At 39.1% G+C, this 13,243-nt stretch carries 8 protein-coding genes; 7 read left to right on the plus strand and 1 reads right to left on the minus strand.

Going from position 1 to position 13,243, the window contains the following annotated elements; all coding sequences use genetic code 11:
* Nucleotides 1-7: 7 nt before the first annotated feature.
* The 7 genes from DCO56_RS17100 to DCO56_RS17130 all read left to right on the plus strand — a co-directional run bounded on the left by DCO56_RS17100 (nucleotide 8) and on the right by DCO56_RS17130 (nucleotide 12,304).
* Nucleotides 8-1,474: a RagB/SusD family nutrient uptake outer membrane protein gene (locus DCO56_RS17100; protein WP_108634955.1), complete on the plus strand. Its 1,467-nt coding sequence runs from the start codon at nucleotides 8-10 to the stop codon at nucleotides 1,472-1,474.
* 7 nt (nucleotides 1,475-1,481) lie between these two features.
* The gene (locus DCO56_RS17105; RefSeq protein ID WP_108634956.1) at nucleotides 1,482-3,095 is read left to right on the plus strand and encodes a fasciclin domain-containing protein; all 1,614 of its coding nucleotides are present in this window, start codon (nucleotides 1,482-1,484) and stop codon (nucleotides 3,093-3,095) included.
* A 30-nt stretch (nucleotides 3,096-3,125) separates the two neighbouring features.
* On the plus strand, nucleotides 3,126-4,691 hold the full coding sequence (locus DCO56_RS17110; RefSeq protein WP_108635135.1) for a fasciclin domain-containing protein: 1,566 nt from the start codon (nucleotides 3,126-3,128) through the stop codon (nucleotides 4,689-4,691).
* 4 nt (nucleotides 4,692-4,695) lie between these two features.
* Complete coding sequence (locus DCO56_RS17115; RefSeq protein ID WP_245935861.1) at nucleotides 4,696-7,812, plus strand: SusC/RagA family TonB-linked outer membrane protein; 3,117 nt, start codon at nucleotides 4,696-4,698, stop codon at nucleotides 7,810-7,812.
* A 7-nt stretch (nucleotides 7,813-7,819) separates the two neighbouring features.
* A complete protein-coding gene (locus DCO56_RS17120) occupies nucleotides 7,820-9,448 on the plus strand; it encodes a RagB/SusD family nutrient uptake outer membrane protein (RefSeq protein ID WP_108634957.1) in 1,629 nt (542 codons plus the stop codon).
* 585 nt (nucleotides 9,449-10,033) lie between these two features.
* Entirely contained in the window at nucleotides 10,034-11,191 is a 1,158-nt protein-coding gene (locus DCO56_RS17125) for a glycoside hydrolase family 88/105 protein (RefSeq protein WP_108634958.1), read from the plus strand.
* A 75-nt stretch (nucleotides 11,192-11,266) separates the two neighbouring features.
* Nucleotides 11,267-12,304 (plus strand): GntR family transcriptional regulator, encoded by a 1,038-nt coding sequence (locus DCO56_RS17130; RefSeq protein ID WP_108634959.1) that lies wholly within the window; start codon nucleotides 11,267-11,269, stop codon nucleotides 12,302-12,304.
* A 152-nt stretch (nucleotides 12,305-12,456) separates the two neighbouring features.
* Here the strand turns inward: DCO56_RS17130 and DCO56_RS17135 are convergent, their stop codons facing one another.
* Nucleotides 12,457-13,029 (minus strand): DUF4136 domain-containing protein, encoded by a 573-nt coding sequence (locus DCO56_RS17135; RefSeq protein ID WP_108634960.1) that lies wholly within the window; start codon nucleotides 13,027-13,029, stop codon nucleotides 12,457-12,459.
* Nucleotides 13,030-13,243 lie beyond the last annotated feature (214 nt).

Here is a 13,243-nt window from a genome sequence, read left to right on the forward strand (position 1 = left end):
TAAGCGTATGAAAATAATATATAAAATAATGTTGTTGTGTCTACTCTTGCCAGCAACATCTTGTCAAAAATGGCTTGATCTTAAACCACAGAACGAACAGGTCAGTGATGCTTATTGGACCAATAAGGCTGAAGTCGAAGCCGTATTAGGTGCGGCTTATGTCAAATTGCAAGGCGCTGTTAAAACTATGTTAGTATGGGGTGAAGGTCGGGGAAATACATTGAGCTTAGGCGGCTATGTCGACGTCGATCTCTCACGGTTAAAAAACTTCTCCCTTCTACCGACAAACAGTTATGCAAAATGGGGTGAATTCTATCAAATCATTAATTACGCGAATATGGTGATAAAATATGCGCCTGCTGTGGTAGAAAAAGATCCTTCGTTTAACCAGGCCACGATGGCGTCATTTTTATCTGAAGCTTATTTTCTGAGAGCGCTCAGTTATTTTTATATCGTCAGGAGCTTTGGAGAGGCGCCATTGATCTTAGAACCCTATATGGATGATCAGCAGGCTTACGAATTGCCAAAATCGTCCAAAGCCCAGCTTTTTGAACAAATTATTCAAGATCTAACGGTCGCCGCAACCAATGGCAAGGAGATCTGGCCTACCGTTTGGGAAACCAAAGGGCGCTCGACAAAATGGGCTATACAGGCTTTATTGGCAGACGTCTATCTGTGGTTGGGCAAATACGATGAAGCGATTATTTCATGTAATGCAATATTGCAATCGGGCAAATATGGACTTATACAAGGAACTGTTAATAACAAAAACAACTGGTTCAGTATTTTTAATCCGGGCAATTCCAACGAAGGAATTTTTGAAGTCCAATTTGATTATTCCAAGAACCAAACAAATAAATTGATGGAGATATTCGGGTCAAACTATAATTGGATCATATCCAACTACTGTGTATCTCTTTTTATAGAAAATGCCGAAGATATCCGCGGTGTAGGGGCGTCTTATGAAACGATTAGCTACAAGCTTTGGAAATATTTAGGGGCAGAGGGAAATACAACAATCCCTAGACCCTATAGTGATCAAAACTGGATCATCTACAGGATAGCGGATATTTACCTGATGAAAGCCGAAGCATTAATCATGAAAGGAGAAAGCTACTATCCGCAGGCGGTGGAATTGATAACGGCAATTCGTTCCCGGGCAGCTATATCCAGGCCATTGGAGGCCGGAAGTACTGAATTGGATCTACTGAAAGTCTTAATGGAGGAGCGGGCGCGCGAGTTTGTCGGGGAAGGAAAGCGCTGGTTTGATTTATTACGCGTAGCACAAAGAGATCAATATAAATATAAGGAATATTTGATCGAACAAGTGTTATTGGGTGTATCGGGTGCTTCGACCCCCGTCATTAGATCCTTATTGCTCAATGAAAATGCACACTACTTGCCGATTCATGCCGATGAATTAAAGTATAATAAATTGCTCGTGCAGAACCCGTATTATGAAAACCTAAATTAATGCAAAAATGAAAAAGAATCTTATTCCTCTTTCTAAAATTGTGCTGCTTTTTATTGGATTATTTTCGATCATACTTACCGCGTGTAAGGATGATTTTGAAAATAATACCTATTCGGCCTACGAAGATTTGCCGATGGCTGTATACCTCAAAAATCAACCCGAAAAATATGATTTATGGGTGAAAGTCCTCGAAAAAGCAGATTTATACAATACATTAAATATTAATACCATATATACGCTCTTTGCTCCGGTTAATGAAGGTGTCGAACGATATCTAAAAAAAATGAAGCTGACTTCGGTAGATCAAATGACAAAAGAAGATGCTAATTATTTGGTACGCTATCATCTTATCCCCAATGTTTCAATTGATCTTGGTCAGTTTCAAAGTGGTGCAATATCAGACTTAAATGCTACTGACGATAATCTGTTCGTTGAATTTAAAGAAGGCGGATTGGATCAGATCTATTTGAACGGAGTGTCTAGATTTAATGCTTTTGATGTGAAAGTGATCAATGGTATTATCCATGGTATTGACGATGTTTTAGAACCGTTGACAGCGACTATATTGGATCGCTTGAAGGATGGTAAGCATAGCATATTTTACGGTTTGGCAACTGCGACAGGATATGACGAGCGATTAAATACGGTGTATACCACAGGTACGGATCCGGATGGAAATCCAATTCAACAGCGATTCAGATATACCGCGTTTGCCGTAAGTGACGATGTTTATCTGAAAGAAGGTATCCATACGTTGGCGGAGTTATTAAATAAACTGGGCGCATCGGGTTCGGATCTAAAATCGCCAGAGAATCCTGCCAACCGTTATATGGCTTACCATTTATTAGCGCAACAACGCTCGTTTGCCGACTTAGGAACATTCCCTGCTGGAGCAACGAAAATGAATTTGGAGACAATGGCACAATACGAGTTGATCAAAATTAGTGAAGGTGGGGACGGCTTGGTTATCAATGCGACTGGAGATGCTGGTAGCGCTATTCAGTTCAATGAGATTAATATCCCGTGTAAGAATGGGGTAATCCATGAGGTTGACAGTTGGATGCCAATTTTTGTTCCTGAGCAGGTTAAAGTGGTCTGGGAATTTACAGATTACCCCGATATCGCTGCCAATGTTACACAATACAGAAATCCAAGCTTAGGTGCGCAATACAATAAGACCTTTGTTGCGGCTGATCTAAAGAGCATTCTATGGCAGGCGCAACCAGAGACAAAGTTAAATGTCCTGATTTATCGTAATAACAGGAGTGCGGATGGTGTTTGGTATACTGGAACACTGAATTATGATCATTTACGCGTGGAGTTGGGAGAATCAGGCTGGATTCAGATGCAAAGCCCGACGATTGTAAAAGGAAAATATAAAGTGAAGTTGACATGGCCGAGCACAAAATATGCTTCAAATACAGGTATATGTGCCTTTGTGTTAGACAACGAAATGATTTATCCGCGATTGGTTATGTCCAATACGAGCTCAGACAAGATCATGTCACAGGATTTAGGAACCGTTGAATTTACTGAAACAACTAACCATACCCTGCGCATATTGTCCCTGGATGGTAAATTGCTGACGTTGGATTATATCCAATTTGAACCGATTAATTGACCGAATTAAATGAGATCTAATTATATACAGATGAAAAATATTGTAGGAATTCTCCTGTTGATGCTGGTTGTGGCAACAGGGTGTAAAAAAAATTGGAATGATCATTATGAGGATCAGGGAACCGTTTCCGATCTAGATTTATTAGCTTATCTGAAAACTCAACCACAATATAGCCTATTCGTCTCTAAGCTGGAAGAATATGGGATTGCAGAAGAGTTGTCACGGGATCAAGAATTAACAATCTGGGCCGTACCTAACGATCAGATGGCAGTCTTGGAAGCATCTACAGAAAATAAAGCTTCGATTCTAAAATATCATATCAATAATCTAAAATATGATAGCGGAAAGCTCAAAGATGGTTTAAAACTAATTACGTTAAATGGAAAGTACCTGATGGTTTCCCGTAAGGATGATCAGCTGCACGTTGGTGACGCAGCGCTAACAAAAGCAAATCAATTTTGTAAAAATGGAGTGGTCCATGAAATTGACCAATTGTTAACCCCTGATGTTAGCATCTATGATTATCTCCGTGGACTTGGAAGCGATTATTCTATCATCAGAGATAGTGTTCTTGCGATGAATGATACTATTTTCGATTTGTCAAATAGTATTCCAATTGGTGTTGACCCTACGGGAAATACGCTATACGATTCTGTATTTACCATTACGAATCCAATTTTTGAAAAGGCAAATATTCGCTCGGAATTTGCAAATGTTACGATGTTTTTACCAAGTAATCAGGTTATTAAAAACTGTTTTGACGACTTAAAACGTCTCTATGATCAATTTGGGAAACAATTTTTGAAAGAAGATTCATTAATCGCCTATAGTTGGATCAAAGAGGCAATTTTTTATAATGAAATCATTGATAATTATGGTACGAAGGATCTCACATCGGCATTTAATCGAGTATGGAAGCCAACAGTGCAACTTGTGGATCCTCAATATAAACGGATGAGCAATGGCCGAATTTTTAATGTTACCAAATTAAAGATTCCCAATAATGTTCATATTCGAATGATAAAACAGTTGTTTCATTATTATGAATATGTGCCTGAGCATGAAAAGCCAGATCTATTTACTTTAGCAAATGTGACCGGTATAGAACCAAAAGATCGGGACAAAGTGTCTTTTCCGACATTGGGAATAGAGTTAACCTATAGAACATTATTGTTTAGGGGCAATATCTCAGATAATCTACCCGCTTCTATCGATTTTACCCCGATTATGCTGGAGCGGAAACCAGACGGTTCCACAGGATATAAAGTGGTGGAGGTGCCTCCGGGAGAATATAATCTATATATGGGGTTCTTAGCGAAGAATCATCCCTTTGTCAATATCTATGTGGACGGCAAACTTATCGCTAAATCATTGAATGTAGAACCAGCTACGCCATGGAATTACGATCGTGCCACAAATACCGTACCTGGTACGAAATATAATGGCTGGGGCGGATTGGTTGGCCCCCTTGTTATCGAAGGTGATAAAATCCGATCTTTTAAAATAAAAGTTGAATTCGCCGGATTAGGAAAAGGGACTGTAGAAAATATAGAGCTATATCATTGGGCATTGATCCCAACAGTAAATAATTATTAATCAGATGAAATTTACGGATCTCATGTTTAGAAAAAAGAAACTTATTTGGAAACTGTCCATCACCTTGTCATTCTCCATATTCTGTGTGAATAGCTATGCGCAACATAGTATCCAAGGGAAAGTCGTGAATTCATATGATAAAACTCCGATTGAGGGAGCTGTCATTACCATTTTGAATTCTACACATACGACCAAGACAAAGGGGGATGGAACGTTTTCGTTAGATAAAATAATTGAAGAAGCACCGGTAATCCGAGTTTGGAGTCCTGGTTTTTTTGAATCAAGAATTGAGCTGTTAGGACGGAGCCAGATTGAAATAACCTTGGTTTCGGAGGGACGGGAACATTATGAAAATGTAGTTTCAGGATCTTTCTCATCGGCCAATTCAAGGATTTTGACAGCTAATGATTACCCTAAAGGCGCGACTACAGTTGAACAAGTACTCAAAGGGCAAATTGCAGGTTTGCGTGTTACCAACAAAAGTGGGATGCCCTCAGAAGGTGGTGCGTTAAATTTTAGAGGAATTCGATCGTTTGAAGCAAACAATAACCCATTAATTGTGGTCGATGAGGCTCCCTTTTTTCCAGATATGGATAATTCTCCGATTATCGGTGGATATTCGCGGAGTATTTTCGCCCCATTTAATCTTCAGGACATAAAAAGTATTCGGTTTTTAAAAGGAGCTGAAACGGCTCGTTATGGATCGTTGGGATCCAATGGCGTGTTAAAATTGGAAACCTCAGCATCAGATGATATGGAAACGGTCATCGAATACCATGGTAATTTTGGTATCAGCCACCAATTCAGAAGGCTCCCGTTATTGAATGATAGTCAGTATAAAAGTTATCTTGGCGCAGTGGGGATGACCAACTACAATGATATGGGGGAACTTTTAACACAATTTCCTTTCCTGAAAGATGATCCGAATTATTATTATAATTATCTGTACAACAATAAGACAGATTGGCAAGATCAGATTTATAGAAATGCTTTTGTAACAGATCACCATTTAAGGATCAAAGGAGGAGATGCTATCGCAAAATACGATCTCTCACTCGGCGTATTGAATCAGCAGGGTGCATTGGATTATACGAGCAACACACGATACAGCACCCGCTTGAATTCAACCATCGCTTTAGGACAAAAATTCGATTTGAATGCGATGATGGCGTTGACCTATAGTACCGGAAGATTGCAGGAACAGGGTATGCTAAAAACGACTAATCCCATGCTGGCTGCGATGTATAGAGCACCAATTCTTAGTCCTTATACAAAAGATAAAGACAATAACGTATTGAATGATTTGGATGGTGTTCGGCAATTTGGAGTATCCAATCCAATAGCTCTTTTGCAAACTGGCGATTTTACATCAGATATCTACGATGTTTTTGCACAGGCTAATTTACGTTATAGCGCTACAAAAAGTCTCCAATTTAATGCCTTGCTCGGATTCTATACAAATTATAGCAGACAGACAACCTTTGTACCGGGACTGTCCAGCGGAACTATTGTGCCTTTGGAAAATGGCATGGCCTTAAATACTGCGCGGTCTGGTGCGGGCAAATCGTCTAATATCTCATGGAATTTTTATGGAAGTTATTCCAGGCAGTATGGCAAGGATCAATGGGAAGCAGGTGCCGGTATACAGGGACTTCTGAACAGCCAGGAATACGATGCTGGTGCGGGGAGGAATACGAGTTCCGATTTTTACCGCACACTGAATTACGTAAGTAACGCTGGACGTAAGTTTTGGGGATACGATGAAGACTGGAATTGGATGAATATGTATGGTTTCCTTAATTACAATTGGCGTAGCTTGTTGAAATTAGATGTCAATCTTAGTGTTGATGGCACTTCAGTTACAGGCTCAAATGTCGGAAGGTTTGGGTTTTTCCCAGCTGCGGACTTATCCATTTTGCTATCTAACATGTCTTTTCTCAAGGAACGTGAATCGCTTAATAAGCTAATTTTGAAATTCGGTTATGCAAAAACCGGAAATAGCCGTTTTTCATCGAAGATTGGACAATCGTATTACAGCAGTCAATTATATCGACAACTTGCTGGAATTGTCGTTGGGAATATTCCCAACAATAAAATTAGATGGGAAGATAATCAAAACCTGCAGGGCAATCTGATCTTTTCCGGATTCAACCAACGTTTAAACGTGAATGCAGGTTATTATTACAACAGAGCTAGCCATCTTTTGAATGCGTTTTCAGTATCGCCGATAGCTGGGATCGATAAGATATTCTTAAATGGCGGACAAATCGACAATCATGGTTTGGAAGTAGACGTGAATTTCGCTTTTGTTGATAAAAAAGACTGGTCCTTTACGCTTGGCGGTAACCTATCCACATTAAACAGCACGGTGAAGAAACTTTTGAGCGTAGACCCCATATTGTTACAGCAGGAAGATGATGTTGTTCGCATTCATCAAGTAGGACAGTCTCCCTTTTCTTTCTATGGCTATCAATCAAATGGAGTTATAGCTAGCGCTAAAGAGGCCGAGCAATTGAATTTATACGATTATAAAAATAGAATGTTTTCTGCAGGAGATATTCAGTTTGAGGATATCAATAATGATGGTATTATAGATGCTGAGGATCGGATGGATTTAGGAAATAGTTTACCCAAATTATTTGGAGGTGCCTATTTCTCATTACGTTACAAGAAGTTTCAATTGCAGGGCCTGATGAGTTTTACAAAAGGAAATAAAGCTTACAATGCCGTGCGAAGAAGCCTCGAAGACCTGTCCAGTTATAACAATCAATCCATTGCAGCATTGCGCCGTTGGCAAACGGATGGCCAGCAAACGGATGTGCCACAGGCTCAATATGGAGATCCGATGGAGAATGCACGATTTTCCAACCGCTGGATTGAAGATGCTTCTTATATGCGGTTAGAGAACCTGTCGTTGTCTTATAGGTTTGGAAATCATAGACTTAAAATTCTTTCCAATTCGGAATGGTATATCGCTGCTGAAAATCTATTTACTTGGAGCAAATACTTAGGTCTAGATCCTGTAACGGCTTACAGCAATAATATGAGTTATACAGGTGCTGACTATGGGAAAATTCCATTACCTCGAACTTTTAAATTAGGTGTCAATATTAAACTCTAGAAAACGTATGAAAAGTTATCATATTCATTATGGCATAGCTGTGCTGTGCTTGTTTTTTACCAGTTGTTCCAAATACTTTGAAGTTAATACCAATGATATTTTGACGGATAAGGAATATGGAAAGGAAACAAACGAATTATATTCGGGATATATGGGCGTTGCCGCAAAAATGCAGACATTAGCTGATCAAACGGTATTCTTAAGCGAACTGCGTACAGATCTCCTTGAACCCACCGCAAATGCACCGCAAGATTTGTGGGATCTGTATAATTATAGAGAGAAAAAAGGAAATACCTTTGCCAATCCCCGGACTTATTATGATTTGATTGTAAATGCCAATGCTTATTTAGAAAAGATTATGGCATATCGCAAAGCGAATCCAAAGGCGCTGGAAGATGAACATTATAGGGCATTGATTTCTGGAACTATTCGTTTTAAGGTATGGACCTATCTCACGCTAGGAAAACTGTATGGTAAAGTCGCCTATTTTGATGACCCTAAGATTAACCTGGATAATGTTGCCACAATTCCCGTGATCTCCTTGAATGAATTGTTGCCTAAACTAGTTTCATTAATGGAAGCAGGACTAGATGGCGTTGATGGTAAGTATGTTGCGAACTGGGGAAATATTTTGTTCCCCGGTGTCAATACCAATCAACAGGATCTCACATGGAATATGATCTGTCCATCACCAGAACCGTTGTTAATGGAACTCTATCTATGGACAAAACAGTATTCAAAAGTTGTCGATATCGGTATCCGCTTTATTTATGACAATGGAAGTAATAAGTTTAAGGTGAGTAATGACGATTATAACGGCGAGTGGGTTCAGGTATTTACACGGGATCCAATCACGCGGACAAGAGTATTAATTAATATTGTTCCTTATGATTTCGAAAGAAATCAGACGAATCGTATGATCCAGTTTTTTTCAAATCTTACACCTTCAGTTTATTATTTAAAACCCACGGAGGTAGCGATGAAGAGATACCAGGAGCAAATTAGGTATGACGGTCATACACTGGGCGACCAATATCGAGGCGAGAATTACACCTATTATTTACAGAATGGAGATTGGGTCATTCGCAAGTTCTCCAGAGATCGGGAAAGTGCATCAGAAATATATAAAAATAACGTGCATATTGTAATATATAGAGATGCTGACGTACATTTTTTTATGATTGAGGCCTTAAATAATTTAGGACTATTTGACCAGGCGGAAGCGTTACTGAACGATGGCGTAGAGTTGTACCTTTCGCGAAATGCGGGCAATTTAAAGTACCCTTTTGATGATGCGGTGATGAATGTTAGCCTCGCCAGAAATTGGGGCATCAGGCGTCGGGTCAATCTTGCCCCCGTTTATCCTGAGGGTTTAAGCAAGGACGACTTGTCAACGGTCGAGAAAATGGATGCTTATAAAAAAGCGTTGGATAAATTGATTGTTAAAGAAACGTTGATGGAAAGTGCTGGTGAAGCAAAGGCATATTTTGCCCTAATGCGGATTGCCGATCGATGGAACGAGCCAGCAATTCTAGCCGATGTAGTTGCGCAAAAATACGCTGCTGGACAAGCGAATCAGATTCATCAATATTTGTTGGATAGAAAAAATTGGTTTGTTCAATATCCCTTAGAGTAAACTTAAATTATATTGTAAATAGTTGATTTATTGATGGTTTAAATAGAGGTGTGCCTTTTTTCTTATTAGAGATGCTTCCTAAAGAGGTAAATCGCCGAGTAAATGGTTGATTTCCCACTATGGAATCAGTTTTTTGACGGGTGTGTTAACGATTTTTCCGTGTGGAAAAATGAGCATTTCCTCTGTAGATCTTCTGCAAACGTCCGTCGAAATGAAAAAGTCCGGTGACTGTTCTGTTTAGTCGCCGGACTTTTTCATTTTTCCGCCTGTCAAAACGAAGAAGTCCAGTGACTAACTGATTCTTTCATGTGACTCGTTGAACATTCCACGTGACAGAATAGACCAAACGTTGTTCTGAAAGGTATTTTCATGTGGGGGAAACAACATTTTACTGCGCAAAATCGTCGAGTAAGGGCGCGGAATCAAGACAGTTCAGGACAGCTTCTATTTCTTTTCGTCGTACTTTTAGGATTGCCAATTTCTGTATACGTTTAAAATTCATTCTTAAAGTATATCCAAAACGTTCAATGCATATCGATATCTAATTGGTCAATAAATCGGTGTTAAAAATAAAGGATTACATATATGTTATTTAAAAAGATCGTTCTTTTCCTACAGTTGCTAGTCAGTATATTAACTTTGACAGCACAATCGATGTATCAACAGTTTGCGGATTCGGAGATGAAACGTTTCCCTGAGGCTTGGCAATTGGATCATGGTAAACGACTATATTTCGGGTATTCCCAAGGTTTAGGTTGTCTTGCTATGCTAAAAGTTGCCGAAAAGACCGGCGATAAAAAATACTTCAACTACGTAGAAAAGTGGGCGGATACACTCATCAATGAAAAGGGAGAAATTCATCTATACGAGCTCAGTGCCTATAATGTGGATTTTGTGAATTCCGGAAAAATACTCTTTGAACTTTATGAAAAAACTAAGAAAGAAAAATATCGTCTGGCTATTGAAACATTGGTTCACCAACTAAAATATCAACCTACAACACTCGAAGGCGGCTATTGGCACAAATTAATTTACCCCCATCAGATCTGGTTGGATGGCGTTTATATGACCGGGCCTTTTCTCGCTAAATATGCAAAGCTGAGCAAGGATGACCAATATTATGATAAGGCTATTGACGAAATTTTAATTACAGCTAAACATACATTGGATCCTAGGACAGGGTTGTATTATCACGCTTGGGACGAAAGTAAAAAGCAAGCTTGGGCAAATCCCCAAACGGGACAATCGCCCAATTTTTGGGGCAGAAGTATTGGCTGGTATTTTATGGCTGTCATTGATGTATTGGATGAATTGCCGTTGGATTATCCCAGAAGAGATAAATTGATTCAATTGGCTCAATCGTTAGCTAATACCCTTGCCAACTATCAAGATGATGAAGGCCTGTGGTGGCAAGTAATTGACCAGCCCAAAAGAAAAGGTAATTATCAGGAAGCGTCGGTCAATAGTATGTTTCTATATACCTATTCAAAAGGCATCAATAAAAAACACCTTTCCGAAAGCTACATGGCCTTGGTAAACAAATTATATCAGGGTATTCAAAAAAAGCTGTTAAAGCAAGAAAATGGATTGTGGACATTGATGCAGTGTAATGCTGTCGCTGGTCTGGGAGGCAATCCTTACAGGGACGGCAGTTATGATTATTACGTTGGTGAGCGGATTCGTGAAAATGATACAAAAGCAACTGGACCTTTTATTATGGGATGCATGGAAGCGGGCTTCTGAGGCAAATTGTTTTTGGGTGTTTTGTTTAAATATTTATAAACAAATCGTTAATTTTATAAATATTAAAATCTAACAATGACCAGTTCCGTAAATCAGTTTTTAAAGACCTTAGAAATCAGTGATTTTTCTGCTACTCCCAAATATTTGCAATTGGCAAATACGATTATCGATGCTGTTAAAAATGAAACATTGGTCAGAGATGATATGCTTCCTTCTATTAATGAGCTGAGTGCATATTTGGAAATATCACGTGACACTGTCGAAAAAGCGTACCGTTATCTTAAGAAAAATGAGATTATAGCCTCTAACCCGGGGAAGGGATATTATGTGAATAAAACGGATGTCGAATCTAAACTTAAGATAGCGCTCTTTCTGAATAAACTAAGTGCGCATAAAAAAATTGTATATGATTCCTTTGCCAAACAACTGAGTGATTATGCGAATTTAGATTTATTTGTATATAATTCAGATCTATCGTATCTGAATACGCTTTTGGGCAGTTTAACCAAAACATATGACCATTACGTACTCTTTCCACATTTTAAAGAGGGGAGAGACAAAGCACCGGACATTATCCGTAAGATTCCTGCCGAGAAGCTCATGTTGCTGGGAAAGTTCATTGAAGATGTGCCCGGAGACTTTCCTGCGGTTTACGAAAATTACGAACATGATATTTATACTGCATTGGAGGAAGCGAATGAAGTGTTGAGTAAGTACAAAAACTTGAAACTGGTATTTCCTGACTATAGTGATTTTCCAAAGGCTATTATCAAGGGATTTTATAAATTCTGTCAACAATACGCTTTTGACCATGAGCTGGTCTCTGACATAGATGAAGAGAAGGTAGAGAAAGGTACTTGCTATATCAATATTATTGAAGACGATCTCGTCAAATTGTTAAATAAGGTTATTCAAAAAAAATTGATCATCGGAAAAGATGTTGGTATCATTTCCTATAATGAGACGCCATTAAAGAAGTTTATTCTCAATGGCATTACGACAATATCGACTGATTTTGAGATGATGGGTAGGATGGCTGCCGAATTGATCATTAATAAATCCAAAGATCGCGTTGAGGTACCGTTTTATTTGAAATTGCGTCCATCGGTTTAATGTTAAGTTTATTGGGTTGACCTCAATCCCAATCCGGTGAAGAAGCGAATTGGGCGACGGACGGAACATAAAAGAGATTTCTAATAATAAAAAACAAAAGGCTGGTCTATCAAACCAGCCTTTTGTTTTTGGGGAGTCATCTTAAACTCCACCTATTTTTTTAATGTTTTTACCGGGAACAAATCAATCACTCCGGTCGCCACTTTACTGATGTTATTGATCGCTTTCTCCGGATTGTCTACATCCCCTGAACCCCGCGCCTGCCAGATCACGGTATTTGTTTTGCGGTCGATCGCTTCGATGATCAGGTGGCCATAACGATAGCGTTCTTTTGCAACGGGATAATATCCACCACCGTAATAGTAAGGTGAAAACCAAGGTCTGTACCAGCCCCAAGGACCGCCCCAGCCATAATATCCGCCACCGCCATATACCAGACGGCTTTTGTTATTAACGATCGTGATATAACGGAATAATAAATCGGGATTATCTTTTGAATATCGGAGTCCCTTCGCTTCCAAGGCAGCATTTGCCGCATCCAAAATGTTAGTTTTGGCAATATCATTGTCAAAATAAGACTTTGAAAGCGAGTCTACCGGTGGTAACCAGGCATACGTCTTGAAAGGGGTAAAATCCATCTTCTCTACCCGAGTGGTATTGTATTGGTAAGATGAACATGATGCCAGCGCAACGCAAAGCACCAAAAATAACAGAATCTTTTTCATCGTAGTAATTTATTTATTAACTGTGATGAATCTATCATGAGCAACCGTTTAGCTGTATACTCATAATGATTTCATGGCCTATATGGAACTTATATTTATTTAAATTGTTTTAAACTTTCTTAACTATTCGCTCTGGCCGCCCTCAAGCTGGTCAAAGCAATTATTATGGCAATTCACTTTTGTACTGTACAGCACCTATTTCAATTTATTTATG

It is taken from the genome of Sphingobacterium athyrii (genome assembly GCF_003071065.1).
Lineage (GTDB): Bacteria > Bacteroidota > Bacteroidia > Sphingobacteriales > Sphingobacteriaceae > Sphingobacterium > Sphingobacterium athyrii.